This window comes from Shewanella chilikensis, assembly GCF_037953065.1.
GTDB classification, from domain to species: domain Bacteria; phylum Pseudomonadota; class Gammaproteobacteria; order Enterobacterales; family Shewanellaceae; genus Shewanella; species Shewanella chilikensis.
In genome coordinates this window covers 19,164-40,592 of sequence record NZ_CP149966.1, presented here as the reverse complement: position 1 = coordinate 40,592, position 21,429 = coordinate 19,164, and the positions used below count along the sequence as shown (strand labels likewise).

22 protein-coding genes and 1 rRNA gene are annotated in these 21,429 nt (G+C 51.3%); 8 read left to right on the top strand and 15 right to left on the bottom strand.

Annotated elements, in window-relative coordinates:
• Window positions 1–154 precede the first annotated feature (154 nt).
• Window positions 155–1,699, bottom strand: a 16S ribosomal RNA gene (locus WKR14_RS00185).
• Window positions 1,700–2,151: 452 nt separating this feature from the next.
• On the opposite strand from WKR14_RS00185, the gene WKR14_RS00180 reads away from it, so the two are divergent.
• A complete protein-coding gene (locus WKR14_RS00180; protein ID WP_025011812.1) occupies window positions 2,152–2,703 on the top strand; it encodes a gamma carbonic anhydrase family protein in 552 nt (183 codons plus the stop codon).
• A 5-nt stretch (window positions 2,704–2,708) separates the two neighbouring features.
• Here the strand turns inward: WKR14_RS00180 and WKR14_RS00175 are convergent, their stop codons facing one another.
• Together WKR14_RS00175 and aroE are read right to left on the bottom strand one after the other, a co-directional pair.
• Window positions 2,709–2,981: a DUF1488 domain-containing protein gene (locus WKR14_RS00175; RefSeq protein WP_062793974.1), complete on the bottom strand. Its 273-nt coding sequence runs from the start codon at window positions 2,979–2,981 to the stop codon at window positions 2,709–2,711.
• Window positions 2,978–3,799: a shikimate dehydrogenase gene (aroE, locus tag WKR14_RS00170; RefSeq protein WP_101057787.1), complete on the bottom strand. Its 822-nt coding sequence runs from the start codon at window positions 3,797–3,799 to the stop codon at window positions 2,978–2,980. Before aroE ends, WKR14_RS00175 begins: the two co-directional genes overlap by 4 nt.
• Before the next feature lie 125 nt (window positions 3,800–3,924).
• Between aroE and WKR14_RS00165 the strand changes: the two genes are divergently transcribed.
• Window positions 3,925–4,356 (top strand): group II truncated hemoglobin, encoded by a 432-nt coding sequence (locus WKR14_RS00165; RefSeq protein WP_025011814.1) that lies wholly within the window; start codon window positions 3,925–3,927, stop codon window positions 4,354–4,356.
• Window positions 4,357–4,389: 33 nt separating this feature from the next.
• Here WKR14_RS00165 and hemF read toward each other — a convergent pair whose 3' ends face one another.
• The 6 genes from hemF to WKR14_RS00135 all read right to left on the bottom strand — a co-directional run bounded on the left by hemF (window position 4,390) and on the right by WKR14_RS00135 (window position 9,678).
• The gene (gene hemF, locus WKR14_RS00160) at window positions 4,390–5,304 is read right to left on the bottom strand and encodes an oxygen-dependent coproporphyrinogen oxidase (protein WP_101056550.1); all 915 of its coding nucleotides are present in this window, start codon (window positions 5,302–5,304) and stop codon (window positions 4,390–4,392) included.
• Between the two features lie 25 nt (window positions 5,305–5,329).
• On the bottom strand, window positions 5,330–5,893 hold the full coding sequence (locus tag WKR14_RS00155; RefSeq protein WP_101056549.1) for an L-threonylcarbamoyladenylate synthase: 564 nt from the start codon (window positions 5,891–5,893) through the stop codon (window positions 5,330–5,332).
• Between the two features lie 82 nt (window positions 5,894–5,975).
• Complete coding sequence (locus WKR14_RS00150) at window positions 5,976–6,539, bottom strand: type I DNA topoisomerase (RefSeq protein WP_025889805.1); 564 nt, start codon at window positions 6,537–6,539, stop codon at window positions 5,976–5,978.
• A gap of 459 nt (window positions 6,540–6,998) precedes the next feature.
• Window positions 6,999–7,475 (bottom strand): DUF494 family protein, encoded by a 477-nt coding sequence (locus tag WKR14_RS00145; protein ID WP_025889803.1) that lies wholly within the window; start codon window positions 7,473–7,475, stop codon window positions 6,999–7,001.
• Between the two features lie 2 nt (window positions 7,476–7,477).
• Entirely contained in the window at window positions 7,478–8,494 is a 1,017-nt protein-coding gene (gene dprA / locus WKR14_RS00140) for a DNA-processing protein DprA (protein ID WP_226685170.1), read from the bottom strand.
• Between the two features lie 83 nt (window positions 8,495–8,577).
• Complete coding sequence (locus WKR14_RS00135; RefSeq protein WP_039035702.1) at window positions 8,578–9,678, bottom strand: LysM peptidoglycan-binding domain-containing protein; 1,101 nt, start codon at window positions 9,676–9,678, stop codon at window positions 8,578–8,580.
• A 126-nt stretch (window positions 9,679–9,804) separates the two neighbouring features.
• On the opposite strand from WKR14_RS00135, the gene def reads away from it, so the two are divergent.
• The 5 genes from def to WKR14_RS00110 are packed head-to-tail and all read left to right on the top strand — an operon-like array spanning window position 9,805 to window position 15,462.
• Entirely contained in the window at window positions 9,805–10,314 is a 510-nt protein-coding gene (def, locus tag WKR14_RS00130) for a peptide deformylase (protein ID WP_101056547.1), read from the top strand.
• 27 nt (window positions 10,315–10,341) lie between these two features.
• Window positions 10,342–11,295, top strand: a complete 954-nt coding sequence (fmt, locus tag WKR14_RS00125) for a methionyl-tRNA formyltransferase (RefSeq protein WP_101056546.1) — start codon at window positions 10,342–10,344, stop codon at window positions 11,293–11,295.
• Entirely contained in the window at window positions 11,292–12,590 is a 1,299-nt protein-coding gene (rsmB, locus tag WKR14_RS00120) for a 16S rRNA (cytosine(967)-C(5))-methyltransferase RsmB (protein ID WP_226685162.1), read from the top strand. The genes fmt and rsmB overlap by 4 nt, the downstream gene beginning before the upstream one ends.
• 9 nt (window positions 12,591–12,599) lie before the next feature.
• Entirely contained in the window at window positions 12,600–14,009 is a 1,410-nt protein-coding gene (gene trkA / locus WKR14_RS00115) for a Trk system potassium transporter TrkA (RefSeq protein WP_039035698.1), read from the top strand.
• A 10-nt stretch (window positions 14,010–14,019) separates the two neighbouring features.
• Window positions 14,020–15,462, top strand: coding sequence for a TrkH family potassium uptake protein (locus WKR14_RS00110; protein ID WP_101056545.1), 1,443 nt, complete (start codon window positions 14,020–14,022; stop codon window positions 15,460–15,462).
• A gap of 8 nt (window positions 15,463–15,470) precedes the next feature.
• On the opposite strand, the gene speG is transcribed toward WKR14_RS00110, so the two are convergent.
• Together speG and hemG (WKR14_RS00100) are read right to left on the bottom strand one after the other, a co-directional pair.
• On the bottom strand, window positions 15,471–16,004 hold the full coding sequence (gene speG, locus WKR14_RS00105; protein ID WP_165564227.1) for a spermidine N1-acetyltransferase: 534 nt from the start codon (window positions 16,002–16,004) through the stop codon (window positions 15,471–15,473).
• A gap of 139 nt (window positions 16,005–16,143) precedes the next feature.
• Window positions 16,144–16,683 carry a menaquinone-dependent protoporphyrinogen IX dehydrogenase gene (hemG, locus tag WKR14_RS00100; protein WP_039035695.1) on the bottom strand — a complete coding sequence of 180 codons (540 nt, stop codon included), beginning with the start codon at window positions 16,681–16,683 and terminating at the stop codon, window positions 16,144–16,146.
• A 228-nt stretch (window positions 16,684–16,911) separates the two neighbouring features.
• On the opposite strand from hemG (WKR14_RS00100), the gene WKR14_RS00095 reads away from it, so the two are divergent.
• A complete protein-coding gene (locus WKR14_RS00095; protein WP_039035694.1) occupies window positions 16,912–17,217 on the top strand; it encodes an ArsR/SmtB family transcription factor in 306 nt (101 codons plus the stop codon).
• A 138-nt stretch (window positions 17,218–17,355) separates the two neighbouring features.
• On the opposite strand, the gene hemG (WKR14_RS00090) is transcribed toward WKR14_RS00095, so the two are convergent.
• From hemG (WKR14_RS00090) to pepQ, 4 genes are all read right to left on the bottom strand, one after another.
• Entirely contained in the window at window positions 17,356–17,883 is a 528-nt protein-coding gene (gene hemG, locus WKR14_RS00090) for a menaquinone-dependent protoporphyrinogen IX dehydrogenase (protein WP_101056543.1), read from the bottom strand.
• Window positions 17,883–19,340: a TrkH family potassium uptake protein gene (locus WKR14_RS00085; protein WP_339087179.1), complete on the bottom strand. Its 1,458-nt coding sequence runs from the start codon at window positions 19,338–19,340 to the stop codon at window positions 17,883–17,885. The genes hemG (WKR14_RS00090) and WKR14_RS00085 overlap by 1 nt, the downstream gene beginning before the upstream one ends.
• A gap of 64 nt (window positions 19,341–19,404) precedes the next feature.
• Window positions 19,405–20,019, bottom strand: a complete 615-nt coding sequence (locus WKR14_RS00080) for a YigZ family protein (RefSeq protein WP_339087177.1) — start codon at window positions 20,017–20,019, stop codon at window positions 19,405–19,407.
• Window positions 20,012–21,334 carry a Xaa-Pro dipeptidase gene (pepQ, locus tag WKR14_RS00075; protein WP_101056540.1) on the bottom strand — a complete coding sequence of 441 codons (1,323 nt, stop codon included), beginning with the start codon at window positions 21,332–21,334 and terminating at the stop codon, window positions 20,012–20,014. The genes WKR14_RS00080 and pepQ overlap by 8 nt, the downstream gene beginning before the upstream one ends.
• Between the last annotated feature and the right edge of the window lie 95 nt (window positions 21,335–21,429).

The window sequence follows — 21,429 nt, the reverse complement described above, 5'->3', positions numbered from 1 at the left end:
GCTTTCCAAATTGTTAAAGAACTCATTGACCTACCAGGGTCAACGGCCTGCTCTATGAACAAGCAATCTGTGTGAACACTCAAAAGGTACACGGATGTACCGAATGTCGAAAATGCAGGAGCAGTTTTCGACCAAGCACCAATTATCGCTTAGGTAAGGAGGTGATCCAGCCCCAGGTTCCCCTAGGGCTACCTTGTTACGACTTCACCCCAGTCATGAACCACACCGTGGTAAACGCCCTCCCGAAGGTTAAGCTATCTACTTCTGGTGCAGCCCACTCCCATGGTGTGACGGGCGGTGTGTACAAGGCCCGGGAACGTATTCACCGTGGCATTCTGATCCACGATTACTAGCGATTCCGACTTCATGGAGTCGAGTTGCAGACTCCAATCCGGACTACGACCGGCTTTATGAGATTAGCTCCACCTCGCGGCTTCGCAACCCTCTGTACCGACCATTGTAGCACGTGTGTAGCCCTACTCGTAAGGGCCATGATGACTTGACGTCGTCCCCACCTTCCTCCGGTTTATCACCGGCAGTCTCCCTAAAGTTCCCGGCATTACCCGCTGGCAAGTAAGGATAGGGGTTGCGCTCGTTGCGGGACTTAACCCAACATTTCACAACACGAGCTGACGACAGCCATGCAGCACCTGTCTCTCAGTTCCCGAAGGCACACCTGCGTCTCCGCTGGCTTCTGAGGATGTCAAGAGTAGGTAAGGTTCTTCGCGTTGCATCGAATTAAACCACATGCTCCACCGCTTGTGCGGGCCCCCGTCAATTCATTTGAGTTTTAACCTTGCGGCCGTACTCCCCAGGCGGTCTACTTAATGCGTTAGCTTGAGAGCCCAGTGTTCAAGACACCAAACTCCGAGTAGACATCGTTTACGGCGTGGACTACCAGGGTATCTAATCCTGTTTGCTCCCCACGCTTTCGTGCCTGAGCGTCAGTCTTTGTCCAGGGGGCCGCCTTCGCCACCGGTATTCCTCCAGATCTCTACGCATTTCACCGCTACACCTGGAATTCTACCCCCCTCTACAAGACTCTAGTTTGCCAGTTCGAAATGCGGTTCCCAGGTTGAGCCCGGGGCTTTCACATCTCGCTTAACAAACCGCCTGCGCACGCTTTACGCCCAGTAATTCCGATTAACGCTCGCACCCTCCGTATTACCGCGGCTGCTGGCACGGAGTTAGCCGGTGCTTCTTCTGCGAGTAACGTCACAGCTAGCAGGTATTAACTACTAACCTTTCCTCCTCGCTGAAAGTGCTTTACAACCCGAAGGCCTTCTTCACACACGCGGCATGGCTGCATCAGGGTTTCCCCCATTGTGCAATATTCCCCACTGCTGCCTCCCGTAGGAGTCTGGGCCGTGTCTCAGTCCCAGTGTGGCTGATCATCCTCTCAGACCAGCTAGGGATCGTCGCCTAGGTGAGCCATTACCTCACCTACTAGCTAATCCCACCTGGGCTTATCCATCAGCGCAAGGACCTAAGTTCCCCTGCTTTCCCCCGTAGGGCGTATGCGGTATTAGCAGTCGTTTCCAACTGTTATCCCCCACAAATGGGCAAATTCCCAGGCATTACTCACCCGTCCGCCGCTCGTCATCTTCAAAAGCAAGCTTTTGAAATGTTACCGCTCGACTTGCATGTGTTAGGCCTGCCGCCAGCGTTCAATCTGAGCCATGATCAAACTCTTCAATTAAAGTTTTGGTTGAACCCGAAGGTTCGACTCAATGAATTCTGTTCGTATGAACACTCTTCATCGAGTTAAATCGTTTTGTCGATTTCTCAATGCCTGTGAGTGTCCACACAGATTTGCTTGTTTATCTTGTTAAAGAGCAATCCCCTAGGCGCTGCGGCCATCGGGTCAGGGCTGCGTATTCTACGCTTTCCTGCTGCGGCGTCAAGAGGTATTTACCATCTTTTTTCGCCTGTCGTTGAAAGGACTCAAGAGCCTCTTTTCTTCGACCCTGCCACGTCTTTCGCGTTGTCGCTGTGCCGTGTCAGTGGGAGCGCATTATAGGGAGCCTGAACTTTTGTGCAAGGGCTTTTTAAAAGAAAACTGCTGTTTTTGGCTTACTTGCTGAGAATTTGTCCTGACCTGCCACTTTTTAATCTTTATAATGGCGAAAACCAATCATATAAGGACTTTTTATGGCCAATTCTCTCAGATCTTACCAAGGTACCAAGCCAAAGTTGGCCGAAGGCGTCTATGTTGATGAAGCTGCGGTTCTGGTAGGTGACATCTTTTTGGATCAGGACGCCAGCGTTTGGCCCATGGTGGCTGCCCGGGGTGACGTCAATCATATTCGCATCGGCAAACGCAGTAGTGTTCAGGATGGCACTGTCTTGCATGTTACCCGTAAGTCGCCGGCCAACCCAGAGGGACACCCATTGCTCATCGGCGATGATGTCACCATAGGCCACAAAGCCATGCTTCATGGTTGCAAGGTAGGTAATCGTGTATTGGTTGGCATGGGAGCCATTATTTTGGATGGCGTCATCATCGAAGACGATGTGATTTTAGGTGCTGGTTCCTTGGTGCCTCCCGGCAAGGTGCTAAAGAGTGGCTTTCTCTATATAGGCAGCCCGGCCAAGCAGGCTCGCCCCTTGACCGAAGCCGAACGCCAATTTCTGCCACAATCGGCAGACAACTATGTCCGCCTTAAAGATGAGTACCTGGCCGAGCAAAGTAGTACTGACTAAGAAAGTTATACTGACTCAGGTAACTCTATCTCACCTGAGTCATTGAAGCATTCCTGCTCAATCAGCGCCTCGGCTTCATCTTCGAAGTCGAAGCGCCACTGTTCAAACAGGCTCAGGATCTCTTGCTCTTCGAGAAAAACCTTGCCACTTAGTTGCTGCATACGTTGTAAGCCAACATAGCAAGGAATATTGACCCCTTGCTGCTGGGCCATAAACTTGAGCCTGTTTGATTCGGCTTGCCACTGACACAAGTCGCTGAAGATGATCCCCTGATTCATGAGGCCTCTCCTTTTAATTCTTGCCGCAGACTCTCGAGTACAGGCTCAACTTTGGGCATGACACCTCGCCATAAATAGAAACTTCTAGCCGCCTGCCCCACCAACATTCCTAAGCCATCCAGTGTTTTTGCCGCCCCTTGCTCGGCAGCCCAGCGATTGAACGTAGTTGTTTGTGCCGAATACATCATGTCGTAGCAATAGCTATGATTGGCAACCACGGTTACGGGAATATCCGGTAGCTCACCATGCAAACTGGCTGAGGTGGAATTGATAATGAGATCATAACCCTCATAGAGTTCATTTCGCCTCAACGCCTGCAATTGCTGTGGCGCAATAGCCGCCAGCACCTCGGCCTTACTGTATGTTCTATTATAGATATCAATATGGCCGACACCGGCCGCCAACAGAGAAAGCAGACAACCTCTGGCAGCCCCACCAGCGCCGAGCAGCAAGACCTTTTTATCTTGCAGCGTCAGGTAACGACTGAGATCGGCCACCAAGCCGTAGCCATCGGTATTATCGCCCCGAATTCTGCCATCATCCAGTTTAATCAGGGTGTTCACTGCGGCGGCGGTTTCGGCTTCCTGGCTCAACTCATCACAGAGTTGAAAGGCTTGTTCCTTGAAAGGCACAGTGACATTAGCGCCCTTCCCCCCGGCAGCAAAAAAAGCCATGACACTGCCGCTGAAGTCATCGATTGGTGCCAGAATCGCTTGATAGCTTAGGGCTTGCCCGGTCTGAGCGGCAAAGGCTGCATGGATAGCCGGTGATTTACTGTGATGAATGGGATTGCCAAAGACGGCATAGCTGTCGGTCATCTGTGCTCCAGAGCAATGGAAGATATATCAGTCTACTCAGCGGCCCTAGGCCAGGCAAGGCTGCCGACCTATGGGGTTTTCATTGTATACTGGCGCCAAAATCGACAACAAGATTCAACACGAAAATGAACTGGCTAAAGAAAATAATCAATCGCAAACCCGAGGCCGAGCGGGACCCCACCCAGTCCAACGCCTATGATCTGATTGGTGGCGACGAGACGATACGCGCCATAGCCAAGAGCTTTTATCAGCAGATGCAAACGCGGCCGGATACTCAGGAACTCCTGTCCATACATCAGGCTCCGCTGGCACAATCGGAGCAGAAACTATATGAGTTTCTCAGCGGTTGGTTGGGAGGGCCTCAGCTGTATCAAGCCAAATATGGCCACCCGGCGCTGAGAGCCAGACACATGCCGTTTGCCGTTGATGAAAGAATGCGCGATCAGTGGCTGTTATGCATGAGGGCCTCGCTGGAGGCCAACCTGAAGGATCCAGAGCACAGGAAGGTGATTTTCAATGCTATCGCTCAGTTAGCAGACCATATGCGTAACCAATAAGCCAGATTAAGGCTTATTGGTTACCCTCACTAACTATTCAGTGAGCCAATCCCTGGGGTGCAAAAAGTCACTGTAGAGCTTGGCTTCGGCAGAGCCGGCTTCGGGTTCATAGGCGTATTGCCAGCGAACCAAGGGCGGCATCGACATGAGTATTGACTCGGTTCGGCCGCCGGTTTGCAGCCCAAACAGCGTTCCTCTGTCATAGACCAGATTGAACTCTACATAGCGACCACGGCGATAAAGTTGGAACTCACGTTCACGCTCGCCATATTCGGTATCCTTACGCCGCTCAACAATGGGGGCATAGGCAGGTAAGAAACCATTTCCGACCGCTTGCATGAAAGCAAAGCAGTGTTCAAAGCCACCTTGATTGAGGTCATCGAAGAAAAGGCCGCCGACACCACGGGTTTCGTTTCTGTGTGGCAGAAAGAAATACTCATCACACCATTTTTTGTACTCGGGGTATACCGCTTCGCCGAAAGGCTCACAAATCGCTTTGGCTTGCTGATGCCATTCGCGCACATCCTCGAGGAAGGGGTAATAGGGGGTCAGGTCGAAGCCACCACCAAACCACCAGACGGGATCGGCGCCTTCTTTGCGGGCAATAAAAAAGCGCACGTTGGCATGAGTGGTTGGGATATAGGGATTACGCGGGTGGATAACCAGTGAAACCCCCATGGCTTCAAAGCTTCGTCCGGCCAGCTCAGGCCTGTGCGCCGTAGCCGAGGCCGGCATGGCCGCGCCTTCTACATGGGAGAAGTTCACCCCGGCCTGTTCAAACACCTCACCGCCGTTAAGTACCTTACTGATACCGCCACCGCCCTCGGCCCGTTTCCAAGAATCAGTAGCAAACTCAGCTTTGCCGTCCAGTCGTTCCAGTCCTTCACAAATCTGTTGTTGCAGTTGCATCAAGAATGTTTTTACCTGGTGGGAATCTGGTGCCGTCATGCTCGCTCCTTCTTGCTTGGAATTATTAGCCATTACGCAGGATCTGGCCGCTGCGAATATCTATGATGGTGGAAGGCTGGCGCTGCTGCCCCAACTCTCCTTCGATAAGGGCATCTATCTGCCCGGCAAACGTTGTTTCAATATCATTCACTGTCAGAGCCGGCGACTCACCCGCCAAGTTGGCACTGGTGGATACCAGCGGCTTGCCCAAGGTATCACACAACTCCCTGACAATAGGGTGAGCCGACACCCTGACGGCTATAGAGTCAAAATGGCCACAAAGCAGTTGGCTCATCCCCTGACGCACCGGCATAACAAAGGTGTAAGGTCCGGGCCATTTGGCAAACGCCTGCTGCAGTTGCTCATCACTCAGTTGAGACTCGTCCAGATAGGGTTGCAACTGCCGATAGTCACTGGCGACCATGATAAGCCCCTTGTGCCAGGGACGCTGTTTGATGTCGAGAATTCGGGAAACGGCGGCTTCATTATCGGGATCGCATCCCAAACCATAAACAGCTTCGGTGGGATATGCTATGACCCCTCCATCCAGAAGCAGTTGCTTACTCCCGGCGGCGAGCAAGTGCAGCATTGAGTGTACCTTTTATAGAGACAAAGACGGCTGAACGCCCTCGGCGACAGCGGAGGTGATTATAGTCACATATTGAGCCGGATCACAGAGTTCGCTTGTACTTACATTCCTTACGGGGACATTCCAGTCTGTCGCCGGCAGCGCCCTTGCGCTCTACCAGAATCCCGAAACCGCATTCAGGGCAAGCTTCTGCCCGAGGAGGAAAATTCACCAGAAACTTGCACTTGGGGTAGTTGCTGCAGGCATAGAAGCTCTTGCCGAACTTGCTGGTCCTATGCTCAAGCACTCCGCTATTACACTGAGGACAAGGCACTTTTTCAGCCTCTTCCTGCTGATCGTGTCGCTCGATATGGGTGCATTGTGGATACTGGGTACAACCAATAAAAATACCAAAGCGCCCCGATTTGACCGCTAACTCGTGGCCACACTGGGGACACTCGGAGCCTGGAATAGGCTGAGAGTCGATGGATTCGTGCTGCACCAAAGGTCGGGTGTAATCACACGCTGGATAATTATTGCAGCCAATGAAGCCACCATGCTTACTGTGGCGCACGGAGAGCTCACTGCCGCACTTGGGACAAAGTTCATATTCTTTTTCGAGCGCGTGCGCCCGAGCATTGAACAACTGCTGGTCTATCTTGGCCATGACACATCTCGCTGTTAAAAGAGTTAGGCGAACATTTTACCAGCGCCACACGGATAAAGGGAGTCGAGTTGATGACCACACTCACTGAAAGACTCAGCCGGCAAGAACAGATAGTAAAATAGCCTTCACTTCAGGAAAAAGTTACATAGGTTGGAAACTGTCGTGGTCTTTTTCAGAAAGGCTTATCGCTCTCGTTTGCGAAATGATAAAAATTGAAGTATCCAGACAATGGGGAAATGAAGATCACCGCAGCCAAAAAAGATTGCCCAACTTTCTGAGAATATCCTGAAAGCAAATTAAATAGATACCGGCCAAGACAGGCAATAACGGCACATACATCTTGCAGTTTCTCTTTTTGCTCAAGAATCTCAGCACATCTCGTTTGGCGCCAGAGCGATATAAAACCACCTCACATTAGCCATACTATCCGTGCTGAGATTGTCGAATGTAAACTGCCGTTCAGGAGTGTAATCGACCTTCTTCTGGTTGCTCGAAGATAAGATCTTCCATCTGCTCATAGGCAGACTCATTACCGGGCGCATTGAACAATACCATCAGAATCACCCACTTGAGGTCTTCCAACACCATAGCTGGCTCGTCCAATTCCATCACCCTATCAATAACCATTTCCCGGGTTTGCACATTCAATACCCGAATCTGCTCCAGGAACAATAGGAAACCACGGCACTCGACGTCCAGTTTTTCCATTTCATCTTTGGTGTAGATGCGAAAGGAATGTTGAGTATGCCCTCTAAGGTAGGGAGTATCGCTCTCCTGTAGTTCGGCCAACCGCTCAAGCCAGGAAAGCGCCTTGATGATTTCGGACTGATGGAAACCGGCACGGGTGAGTTCTTTGGTCAACTCATCTTCGTCGACCAACATTTCAACTTCACTATGAACATAGTTTTCAAACAGATACATGAGGATATCAAACATGGCTATTTCCTCTTAAGTCTAACGTAACCACCGGGTACTGCGGCAACCCAACCTTGCAACTCAAGTTCAAGCAATTGTTCCAACACCAGATCCAACGTTATTCCACTATGCTCAACCACCACATCCAAAGGTGTGGTCTCATAATCTACACTAGCTAACAGCGTTTTAAATGGCAACTCAGAGTTCTCACTTGGTTTTATATGGTGACTCTTGCGCAAGTCTTCAAGGTGGCAGCTACATAAAGGCGCCAACTCTTCCATTATATCGGCCACCGACTCCACAAGTTTTGCCCCATTGCGAATTAAATCGTGGCATCCCTGATGTTCATCGCCCATGACTGAACCTGGAACCGCAAAAACCTCTCGACCTTGCTCTGCTGCCAGGCGTGCACTGATCAGTGAGCCACTGCGCCGACGAGCTTCTACCACCAAGGTTCCCATTGCAAGGCCGCTGATTATACGGTTTCGCTTGGGAAAATTCCCGGAAAATACGCCGACAGAGGGCCAAAGTTCACTGATAACTGCACCATGTACTTGAATATCATCATAAAGAACCCTATGCCTTCGAGGGTAAATTTCGTCAATTCCGGTACCCAGTACCGCAATGGTTTTGCCGGTTGCCGACAAAGCTCCCCGATGAGCAGCGCCATCTATGCCGGCAGCCATGCCGCTGCATACGCTGATGTTCAAGGCATCCAATTCGGCGCCCCACTGCCAGGCAAGTGATAAACCGGCTCGGCTGGCATCGCGACTGCCAACAACGGCCAGCGCAGGTTGCAGCAGGGTTTCAACCTGTCCTTTGAGGAACAAAATCGGAGGAAAATCAGGAATATGTTTCAAGAGGGGCGGATAAAAAGGATCGTCGGGGCAGATTAGATATCTACCCTCGGCACCCTGCTGCCATTGCAAGGCTTGGTCAACTTTTTCAGGAGCCAACTCCAAGCGCTGGAGCTGTGTCTGGTTTATTGGCAAAGACCGGGGTTCATGTTCCAGCCTCTGTCTCAACTCAGCCACATCCATGTGCAAGAGCAATTGCCTTATCCGGAGGGGTCCCAGTCCAGATACCGCAGCGACAACCAACCAATCAACCAGACTATTATGCGTCATTCACCTTTCAATAATGTGTCAGGCCTGACCAAAAGGTCATCTACCCTGACAGGGCTTTCATTCACCATGATGAGCCCGAGAGCTGTCTTGTCGAATACCTTAAACACCATGACCTGACCGCGATAGAGGTCGGGCAGCTTAACGGCATTGTCTGAACCCATCTTGGCCATCAGGTTGTCGTAAGCAGAGCGTTCGGTCGGCGGCACCGGGATACCCTCGCCGTTGATAACCACCTCGGCACCGTCCTTATAGATAGAGAACACATCGCCGGGCTCAACACCTTCTCGGTTGCCCCGGTCCAGATAAAACACATCCAGTTTACCCATGGCGCGAATTTTACGCTCAGATGCCAACACCTTGGCGCCCTCTAAATCGCTGGCCTTGGGAATAAAGTAGGCAGACAACAAGGAGTCATCTTCTATCGCCAACACTCGGAAACCGGCTTTGGTTTCGCGGAAATTGTTGAGCAGCTTCACCTTGGAGATTTCACCCGACTCCACCACTCGGCCACTGGCACTGAGGATTACTTCCTGACCCAGCAACTCACCGCTTTCCTTATTGGTAAATTCACGCCCGGGCTGATACATCCCGACCTTATCGCCTTGTGGCAGATTGGCCTGGATATAGATGATGTCGTCCATCACATGGTGACGGGAATCTCTTTCTCCCCCCAGCACCATAGGTTGTTCCTTGAACCACTCAGGGTCAACTACCCGGTTTTGCACCAGGTAAGGTTGAATCAAGGCCAAATCCACCGCGGGAATGGCACCGCCTTTGGGCTGAGCTCTTCCTGCGGGGCTCTTGCGAACATGGGGTTTATTGACCAGCCTGGGTTCACCGTCGATAAACACCAATGTCAATCGATCGCCGGGATAAATAAGGTGTGGATTGGCTATCTGGGGATTGGCGCCCCAAAGTTTCGGCCAGCGCCAGGGGTCTTTGAGAAACAGAGCCGATATATCCCAAAGGGTATCGCCTTTCTTGACCACGTAAGTATCAGGGTGACCGGGTTTTAATGTCAGGGTATCTGCAGCAGCGAAGGTGCAATTAAATGTCAGTAACGCGAGTAAAATTAACCGTTTCATGGGGGCTTCCATGTTGTCTGGCTCATTAGTGAGAGCTTTTGCTGTTATTGATAGCCGCTAAGGATTAAAATTAACGCAATAGCACAAGTCAGTATAACCAACTGGCACGGATTTGACAGACTTGTTAAGAGTTTATCTATGACCCTGTTAAAAGTATTACGATTCCCAGACGAGAGATTACGCACGATTGCCCAACCAGTGACAGAATTTGATTCTGACCTGCAGACGCAAATCGATAATATGTTCGAGACCATGTACGAAGAAAAGGGTATTGGTCTGGCCGCGACTCAAGTCGATTTTCATAAGCAACTGATAGTGATGGACTTGCAGGATGACGTTGAACGTCCAAAAGTCTTTATCAATCCCCAAATTATCAGTGCCAGCGGCGACTTCTGTAATGAAGAAGGTTGTCTGTCTGTACCCGGTATTTATGCCAAGGTGGACAGAGCCGAATTTATTACCGTGACGGCACTCGACCGCGATGGCAATGAATTTACTATTGAAGCAGACGGTTTATTTGCCATCTGTATTCAGCATGAGATGGATCATCTAAAGGGCAAGCTTTTCGTTGATTATCTGTCACCACTGAAACGTCAGCGGATCAGACAAAAGCTGGAAAAAGCAGCACGTCAGGAAGCTAAAGCCTGAATTAATCCCGAATCATTAGGATCTATTTTGAAACCACTGAAGATCATTTTTGCCGGAACTCCGGACTTTGCAGCGCGCCACCTGCAGGCGCTGCTGGACTCAGAGCATCAAGTCATCGCCGTCTATACCCGAGTGGACAAGCCCGCCGGACGAGGCCAAAAGCTAACACCCAGCCCGGTCAAGGCACTGGCGTTGGAACACGATATTCCCGTCTATCAACCCAAATCACTGCGCAATGAAGAAGCCCAGCAGGAGCTGGCAGATCTGGGAGCTGATATCATGGTGGTGGTCGCCTATGGCCTGATCCTGCCATTGGCAGTGTTGCAGGCTCCTCGCCTGGGATGCATCAATGTTCACGGCTCTATTCTGCCGCGCTGGCGCGGTGCGGCGCCTATCCAAAGGGCATTATGGGCCGGGGACAAAGAAACCGGGGTCACCATAATGCAGATGGATGTCGGTTTGGATACCGGCGACATGTTGCTCAAGACTTCGCTACCGATAGCCGATGACGACACTTCAGCAACCCTGTATGAAAAGCTGGCTCAGCAGGGACCGGTGGCACTGATCCAAGCTCTGCAAGGTCTGGCCGAAGGCAAACTCACCGCCGAGCCACAGGACGAATCACTGGCCAACTACGCCGAAAAACTCAGTAAAGAGGAAGCCCGCATCGACTGGCATAAAGCTGCCCGCAATCTGTGGCAGGAGATCCGCGCCTTTAACCCATGGCCGGTGAGCTACTTTGAATGCCAGGGACAAAATATCAAGGTCTGGCAGGCCGAAGTGGAAGAGTCAGCCGAGCAGTTTGCGCCTGGCACTGTGGTGCGCGCCGACAAGCGAGGATTAGCCATTGCCACTGCCGATGGCCTATTGGTGTTGAAAAAGGCACAACTGCCAGGGAAAAAACCGCTGGATATCGCCGATATTCTCAACGCCAGGGGCGAATGGTTCCAGCCCGGAAAAAATTTGGCTCAAGCATCATGAGGCAGAATCTCAGAGCTCTTGCCGCCAAGGCCATCTTTCAGGTGCTGGAGCGGGGCATGTCCCTCTCGGTTGCCTTGCCCGAACAACAGCAGCAACTTCACAGCGGCAAAGACAAGGCGCTTTTGGCCGAGCTTTGCTATGGCGTAATGCGCACCCTGCCACAACTGGACAAGAGAGTCAGCGACTGCCTCAGTAAACAATTCAAAGGGAAACAGCGTATCGTCCACCAGCTGCTTCTTGTGGGTTGTTACCAGCTGTATTTCACCCGGATACCGGCCCATGCAGCTATTTCGGAAACTGCCGAAGCCTGTCGTCAGCTGAAGTTTGAAAACCTGGTCAAGGTAGTCAACGGCGTTTTACGCAATATCCAGCGAGACAATAGTCCACTGGCCACAGATAACCCTGTGCTGGAATACAATACGCCCAACTGGATCCTCAAGGCGCTCGCTGCTGCCTATCCGGAAAACTGGCAGCAGGTGGTGCAACAGAGTCACCAGCGACCGCCCCTGTGGCTGCGCAACAACCGTTTATCCCAAAGTCGTGAGCAATATCTGCAACTCTTGACTGACGCCGAAATTGTCGCCACTCCAGGTCAGGGGGAAGACAGTATATTGCTCGAGCAAGCCTGCGATGTCACCACTCTGCCCGGCTTTGGCGAGGGCTCAGTGTCTGTGCAGGATGGTGCTGCTCAATGGGCCGCCGCCCTGCTGGCACCTCTAGCGGGCGAAACCATTCTCGATGCCTGCGCCGCTCCGGGAGGCAAGAGTTGCCATCTGCTGGAGCTGTGTCCGGACATAGAGCTGGTGGCGGTCGACAACGACAACAAGCGGTTACAGAGAGTTGCCGAGAACCTGCAAAGGTTGCAGCTAAATGCCAAGTTGGTGCACGGCGATGCCGCCGATATTGCTTCATGGTGGCAGGGTGGCAAGTTTGATCGCATATTACTGGATGCTCCCTGCTCGGCTACCGGCGTTATTCGGCGCCATCCGGATATCATGTGGCTGCGTAAGCCGCAGGATATTGAGGAGTTGGCTAAGGTGCAGCAACAGATATTGGATCACTGCTGGCAGTGGTTAAAGCCAGGCGGTGTGCTGTTATACGCCACCTGCTCTATCCTGCCCCAGGAAAACCGCGATCAAGTTGCCGCCTTTCTGGAACGTACGCCGGATGCACGGCTGGAGACTATCACTCAGGCAGACCAGCCAGATGCGATAGGCTGGCAAATCTTGCCCGGACAGGACAATATGGACGGGTTTTACTACGCGCGAATCGTTAAGTCGAAACTTCAGGGATAAGACGAGGCCATGAAAATAATCATCTTGGGCGCAGGTCAGGTCGGTGGCACCCTTGCAGAAAACCTGGTGGGTGAAAACAACGATATCACCATAGTCGACAGTGACAGAAACCGCCTTAGGGCTCTGCAAGACAAATATGACTTGCGAGTGGTTGTCGGTCACGGAGCTCACCCCGGCGTCTTGAAAGAAGCCGGCGCCGAAGATGCCGATATGCTGATCGCTGTAACCAACAGCGACGAATGCAACATGGCCGCCTGTCAAATTGCCTATACCCTGTTTGGCACACCAACCAAGATAGCCCGTATTCGCTCAGAGCAGTATTTGGGGATGCAGGATAAACTGTTTATCGATAGTGAAACCAAGAGTAATGAACCTCGTACCCGGGGTGGTTTCATCATAGATGAGCTGATAGCCCCTGAGCAGTTAGTAACCGCTTACATACAGCGTCTGGTAGATTATCCAGGGGCTTTACAAGTTTTAGAGTTCGCCGAAGGCAAACTGAGTCTGGTGGCGGTTCGCGCCTATTATGGTGGCCCCTTGGTGGGTAACGCGCTGGCAACGCTGCGCGAACACATGCCGAATATTGATACCCGGGTGGCGGCTATTTTCCGTCAGGGACGGCCGATTATGCCCAGGGGAACCACTATCATAGAAGCCGATGATGAAGTGTTCTTTGTCGCCGACAGTCGCCATGTGCGGGCAGTAATGAGTGAGATGCAGAAGCTGGATAACAGCTACCGCAATATCATGATCGCCGGTGGCGGTAACATAGGTTTGGGACTGGCCAAGAAGCTACAGCGTAATCACTCGGTCAAGTTGATAGAGCACCGTCAGGACAGAGCCGAGGCACTGTCGGAAAAGCTGGAAAATACCACGGTATTCTGCGGCGATGCTTCCGATCAGGAACTCTTGATGGAAGAGCACATAGATCAAACCGATGTGTTTATCGCCGTCACCAACGACGACGAGGCCAATATCATGTCGGCGCTGTTGGCCAAACGTATGGGTGCCAAGAAAGTGATGGTGCTTATTCAGCGTGAAGCCTATGTCGATATCGTTCAGGAAGCCAATATCGATATTGCCATTTCGCCGCAACAAGCCACCATCTCGGCTCTGCTGACCCATATCCGTCAAGGGGATATCTGCAACGTATACTCACTGCGTCGCGGTGCTGCCGAGGCGATTGAGGCCATAGCCCATGGAGATTCCAGCACCAGCAAAGTCGTCGGCAAACAGATAGGCGAAATCAAGCTGCCGCCGGGCACCACCATAGGTGCCATAGTCCGCGATGATGAAGTCTTGATGGCCCACGATAAGACAGTTATTGAACAGGGAGACCATGTCATTCTCTTTCTGGTGAACAAGAAGTTTATCGGTGAAGTGGAAAAACTGTTCCAGCCGAGCGCGTTTTTCTTCTAAGGCTCTGGCCATGCTGAATTTTCGCCCACTGCTATTCATCCTAGGCCTGTTTTTATCCATGCTGACGGCCTTTATGTTTATTCCACTCTTCTTCGCCCTGTTTTACGGCGAAGAAACAGTGGCGGCCTTCATGGCATCGGCACTGGTCACTGGCACAATCTCCAGCCTTTGTATGCATAGGGGGCAAGGACAAAAACTCAATCTGAATATCCGCGATATGTTCCTGCTGACCAGCCTCACCTGGTTTATTGTCAGCTTATTCGCCGCCATGCCTTTTACCTTGTATCACGGTATTGGCTATACCGATGCCTTCTTTGAAACCATGTCGGGGATCACCACCACAGGATCCACAGTATTATCCGGCCTGGACAGCATGGATCACAGCATTCTCGTCTGGCGTTCGCTGTTGCAGTGGCTCGGTGGCATAGGCTTTATTGTGATGGCGGTAGCCATTCTGCCGTTTCTCAACGTAGGGGGGATGCGGCTGTTCAGAACCGAATCCTCAGATTGGTCCGAGAAAGCCATCCCTCGCACCCAGAGCTTGGCTAAATACCTGTTTCTGGTGTATCTGGGACTGACGGTATGCTGCGGTTTGGCTTATCACCTGGCGGGGATGAACTGGTTTCAGGCGCTCAACCATGCCATGACCACGCTCTCCACTGGGGGCTACTCGACTTCGGATAGTTCCATGGCGGCCTTTCCCAAGGCGGCGCACTGGGTCGGGGTGGTATTTATGGCTGCCGGTGGTCTGCCGCTACTGATGTTTGTTCAGAGTCTACAACAACGTAGTATCAAGGTGTGGAATGATGCCCAAGTAAAAGGCTTTATTCTTTTTCTGCTGCTAGTGTCTTTCTCTCTGGCCTATTGGCTCTACAGTTCGCGGGAAATAGCCTTTATTGATGCCCTGCGGCTCTCGAGCTTTAACGTGGTTTCCGTGGTCACCACCACAGGCTATGGTCTGACCGACTATGGCAGTTGGGGAGCGCTGGCAAATATCGCCTTTCTATTCCTGATGTTTGTCGGCAGCTGCTCAGGTTCAACCTCCGGCGGCATAAAAATATTCCGCTTCCAGATCGCCGGCGCCATCATGCGTGAACAATTGAAGCAGCAGTTTCATCCCAACGGTATTTTCCGCGAGCGCTACAACAACCGACCTATCAACGAAGAGATTGTGCGTTCCCTGGTGACCTTCGCGCTGCTGTTTATGCTGGTTATCGTGATGCTGACGCTGGTATTGGTACTTTGTGGTCTGGATCCTATCACCAGCCTGTCTGGTGCAGTCACGGCTGTGACCAATGTCGGCCCAGGACTTGGTCCGGTTATTGGCCCTGCAGGCAACTTTTCCAGCCTGCCGGACTTGGCCAAATGGGCGCTGTCGATAGGCATGTTATTGGGCCGCTTGGAGATCCTGACCGTCGCCGTATTGTTCCACCCCAGTTTCTGGAAATACTGACAACCCCATTATAGATGAATATTATTCAACTGTAGATAATCGGCTTGCAAGACATACATACGTTTGACATCCGAATATTGGCCGTTGATAAAGATCTCCTGTACCAAATGGCCTTCCTCTTTAAAGCCGCACTTTTGATAGAGCTGTAACGCCTTGTCATTCTCCAGTGCCACATGCAGATAAACCTTGTAAAGGTTTAGTATGGTAAAGGCGTAATTGAGCGCCTTGTTGACCATAGCTCTGGCATAGCCTCGCCCCTGAAACTCCGGCGCTATGATTATCTGAAACTCGGCGTTACGATGAATGTCATTGATCTCCACCAACTCAACCAGGCCTATAGTCTGTTGCTGAGCATTTTCTGCGATAAAGCGCCGCTCTGTCTTGTCATGGATATGCTTGTTGTAGAGCTCTTCAAGCTCATCAAACGATTCATAAGGCTCTTCAAACCAATAAGCCATTATGATGCGATTGTTATTTAGTTGATGAATAAATCTCAGGTCTGTTCTTTCCAACGCACGCAGGCGAATCTCACCGTCTTTCATGACACCCCCTAAAAGTCGTACCAATAAAGCCGCCCATATTAAGCGGGCAACAGGCACACAGTGCTGACCTTGCAGCCACCTTTTTCACACATACAAAAAAGCGCAGTACCATGACTGCGCTTGGAAAACATCGGCTCTATCAGGATGCCAAATCACTCAAATACTCGGCATAGCGCTTTACATCTTCCCAGTCCGTGTAGTCGATAACCGTCTTGGGATCGGTTGGGCCGCCGGTCATCTTCATGATCAACCGGATCATAAAGCTATCCAGCCAGCCCCAAGAGGGGTAATCCACCTTACCGGCGATAATCTTCACATCCTTGGGTTTCCAATCCGACAGGGCAATGAACTTCTGCAGATACTTGTTGTTTTCCGGGATCCGTTTCTCCGGCTTGCGGGCCACCACATTAACAGAGAAGAAGCTGAGTCCTTTCTCTGTCAACACCTGTTGGTGTTTGCTGCAAAAAGCGAACACACTCTTGTCGTAGGTGCCATAAAGCACACAGGCACCGAGTACCACGGCATCATATTTTTGCCAGTCGATGTTTTCCGCCTCGGCTGCAGCCAAATCCATGCTGTCACACTCATGACCCAACTGCTGTAGTCTTTCAGCTATACAGCGACTGATCTTGGCAGTGTGGCCACCACGGGAGAAGTAGAGCACAAGAATGGATTTCATAAGTTCGCCTATTGAGTGTCTGTAACTTAAATTGTGTAGCTTGTCGCCCGGATTGAACAAGTTGAGAGATCACATAATCGGCTTCAACTCTTGAGAATATTGCCGCAAATTGCGCTGAATCGGTAGTTTTCAGGCTAGAATTGCGATCCAGATAAAAGACTGATGATTGTGCTCATCTCCCCATTCAATTAGAATAACCTAATCAAAAGGCGAAGAGGTTCCAAGCTGATGCAAAAAGATATTGATATCGCAGCCATGCTTTCCAATGCGGAAAATGCTGCCAAATGGCTCAAAGCCATCGCCAACCCTTACCGCCTGATGATCCTCTGCCTACTACTGGATCAAGAGCTGAGCGTCACTCAGTTGAATGAAACCGTGCCCCTGAGCCAATCTGCTCTGTCACAACATCTGGCAGTACTGCGCGCCGAAGATCTGGTGGCAACCCGCAAGAGTTCGCAGGTTGTTTACTACTCGCTCAAGAACCAGCAGGTCACAGAGGTCATCTCTATCCTGCACCGCAAGTACTGCGCTTAGGGAAGGTGCGAACAAGTCCCATGTGTGCTCTGCGTCGGCTTACGGGCCTGGATGCAAGGCGTGGTTCGCAGCAAATGGCCTAGTCCTTTGCAAGAAGCACAACACAGCAGGCTGGCCTGTAAGCCACGCCCTTGGGTCTTAAAGCTCGGCAAACTCGGCGGCAAAGGCCTTCACCCGCTGCCAATCGGTGAATTCATAAGTACCGCTGATATCAGTTGGCCCCTTGGTTATCCACATGATCAGCCGAATCATGCTACGGTCAAATAAGCCGTAGTTAGGATAGGCTATCTTGCCGGCAAACACGCCTTGCAATTGCGGCTGCCACAGGGACAACTGCAAAAACTTCTGCATATAAGGGTTGGTTTCCGGGGTATTCTTTTCCGGCTTACGGGCCACGACATTCACGGTAAAGAAGGCGTTCTTCTTGGCGTTCAGCAGCGCATGGTGGTTATTGACGAAACGATACAGCTCCGGCCTATGCTTACCATAACGTATGCTGGCACCCACCAAGATTTTATCGAAAGTCTGCAGAGGCTCAGCTTCCGCCTCAGCCAGCGATACCATAGAGACTGTCTCACCCGCTTTGCTCAATTCATCAGCCATTGTCTGGCATATCGCCTTGGTCTGGCCATCAACGGTCGAATAAATAATCAGAGTTTTGCTCATCAGTTCTTCCAGAAAGTCGGGGTAAACAACACCAATAAGGTAAAGATTTCCAAGCGCCCAAACAACATGGCAACCACAAGCACATACTTGGCGCCATCTTCTATGCTGGCGTAGTTGCTGGCAACTTCGCCAAGGCCTGGCCCCAGGTTGTTGAGGCAAGCTGCGGTGGCGCTGAAGGCCGTTATCGCATCCATTCCCATGGCCATCAGGATCAGCATACAAATGACAAACACTAAGGCATAGGCGGAAAAGAAGCCCCAAACAGCATCTATAACTCTATCCGGCAACGCCTTGGAACCGATACGAATCGAGAACATAGCCCTGGGGTGAATTAGACGCTTAAGCTCGCGCGACCCCTGCAACAGCAGTAACACCACGCGGATAACCTTGATCCCGCCAGCAGTAGAACCGCCACTGCCGCCGATAAAGCTGGAAAACATCAATAGGATGGGCAGAAACAGCGGCCAAACATGGAAGCTCTCGGTACCAAAACCGGCTGTGGTGGAAATAGAGACTGCCTGAAACAGCGCATGATCCAGAGTTTGCTCCGGTGTGTCATAGATGCCTGAGTGATACAAGGTGGCGAAACAGATGGCGGTCAGCAGTAACTGAATAGCGATAAGCGCCTTGAATTCGGCATCACGAAAATAAACCCTGAAGTTGATCCCCCGGCGGGAAAACGCCGCAAAGTGCAGGCTGAAGTTCACTGCCGCAATCAGTAGAAATACCACGCAAATCAAATTGATGGTTGGGCTTTGAAAGTAGCCCATACTGGCGTCATGGGTGGAGAAACCGCCAATAGCGATAGTAGAAAATGAATGACTGATGGCATCGAAGGCACTCATACCAGCGAGCCAGTAGGCGCCGGCACAGGCCAGGGTCAACATCAGGTAGATATACCAGAGCGTCTTGGCAGTTTCGGCAATCCTTGGGGTCATCTTGGAGTCTTTGACGGGCCCTGGGATCTCGGCTCGGTAAAGCTGCATCCCCCCAATACCCAAAACCGGCAGAATAGCTACCGCCAGTACAATGATCCCCATGCCACCTAACCATTGCAGCAAGTGACGATAAAAGAGTATCGCCTTTGGCAGGTTATCCAAGCCGACTATCACAGTGGCCCCCGTGGTTGTCAGCGCCGAAAAAGATTCAAAAATACTGTCGGCCAGTGACAAGTCCGGCTGTTTCGATAGCAAAAAGGGCAAGGTACCTATGGCACCAAGTACGGTCCAGAACAGCACCACTATCAAAAAACCCTCTCGGGTCTTGAGTTCTGCCTTATTGTGGCGATTGGGATACCAGAGCCAGAAACCGATAAATAGACTGATAAAGAAGGCTTTAATAAACGCCGTACCACCGCCGTCTTCATAGATAAGGGCCACCAATGCCGGGGGCAGCATAGTGATGGAGAAAAGCCCTATCAGTAACCCGGTAATACGGGTAATTGTTCGGTAATGCATGCCGTTTTTCAATCAGTCCATTGGCCAATAAAACCCAGCATTGTCGCACAAGTTATCAGAGTGTTCACTGTGAAAAATCTATCTTTAATTGTCCTTGGCTCATGGGAGCCAACTCGTTATTGATACTCTCGGTAACAGATAAGGGCACAGCCAGAGTCAGGCGAATCTGGTCGGAAAACTCCCGCTCCTCTATCAACACGTCAAGCCTTTGCAGCAGATGTTCGATATCGGCCAATTGGTCGTAACGGCAAACCAAACGGCCTTTTTCCCTGAGCATTTTTGTCTTGGTCGCCAGCTGTGGCAGCATCTGCTTGAGCCCACTACTGTAGGCACGAACCAGCCCACCCACACCCAACTTGGTGCCGCCATAGTAACGCACGACAACCGCGCCAATCTCACCTATGCCAGCCCCATGCAATACCGCCAACATGGGGCGACCGGCACTACCGCCAGGCTCGCCATCATCACTCGAACCCATGGCCGACTGCCCCATGGCTGCACCACAAATAAATGCCTGGCAATAATGACTAGCCCCCGGATAACGCAGCTTTATCTGTTGTAGTTGCTGTTTAAACTCTTCCGGCGAATGACAGGGAAATACCAGAGAGATAAAGCGGCTGTGCTTTATCTCTTCTTCATATTCCAGCTCTTCTGCCGCAATGGGATAACTTTCAATCAATGAGACCTGACTCTCGAGTCATATTTTCGTTGCCATGGGCGTGGATTATGACATTGTCTTCGATACGGATCCCACCAAACGGACGTAAACTGGCGACGAGGTCCCAATCCACCAACTTCTTACGGCCATCTAGCTTAAGAGGCACCAACAGGCTATCGATGAAATAGAGTCCTGGTTCTATGGTTACTACATGCCCGGGCGCCATAGTCCTGGTGCAGCGCAGAAACGGGTGATCTTCAGGAGGGGCCACATGAGTGCCGCGCTCGTCATTGAAGAAACCACCGACATCATGCACCTGCAATCCCAACATATGCCCCAGCCCATGAGGGAAGAACGCCCGGGTAATGCCCTGCTCCAACAGCGTCTCTTGTGAGCCATTGGCCAGACCGACTTCAAGTAACAGAGTCGCCAGCTGTTGATGAGCCTGCAGATGCAGTTCGGTATAACGTTTGCCGGGTCGCAAGTGCTCAATCAGTTGAAGCTGCAGTTGATTCATCGCCAGGATAAGATCGTGGAACCTATTTTTTTCAAAAGCATAGGTACGGCTGATATCGGCGGCATAGCCGTGGAAAGAAGCACCGGCATCGATCAGAAAAGACAACCTCTGCTGTGGGCTTTCATGCTCCAACGCAGTGTAATGCAAAATAGCCGCATTTTGGTTGAGGGCAATGATGTTGCCATAAGGAACCTGATTCTCCCCTTGTGCTATGGCATTCAGATATTGCTGTTGGATTTCAAACTCACTGGCACCATTGTAGAAGGCGTTCTTGGCCGCGCGATGGCCCTCGACCGCAATATGGTTGGCCTGACGCATACATTCCAACTCGTAATCTGTCTTACAGGCACGATAAAAATGCATGTAACTCATTACGGCTTCTGGATTACAGTTGTTAAATCCGAGCACAGAAGCCACTTCCAGGTGTTCACCAATATAGGCCCAGCAACCCTCTGCCACAGGCAGGAGGTCCGCCACCTTATCGGCCTTGGTCAAAATACGGATATCAAAGCTGTCACACCAGAAGCTTTGCGGCAGATCTGTCACCTTATGCCAGAAGTCTTCGGGCCGGTAGAAGATTAGTATTGGCTTATCGCGACCATTGACCAGCAGCCAACAGTGAGGCGTTTCCAGTAAAGGCACCCAGGCCTTGAAATGGGGATTCACCTTAAAGGGGTAATCGATATCGTCCAGAAACTGCCTGTGGGGTTGACCCGAATGAATTGCCAACCCAGACAGTCCCTCACGGGCACAAATCTCGGCAACTCTTTGATTAAGAATATTTATATGTGATTGATAATGCTGAGCCAGTTGCATAATAAGCCGTTCCTGTTATCTGAAATCAAGGTTCCCCTTGCCATTGGACGCTGTTCACAGTTACAACAAAAGCCAATGTGCAGTGTATCACAAAGCTG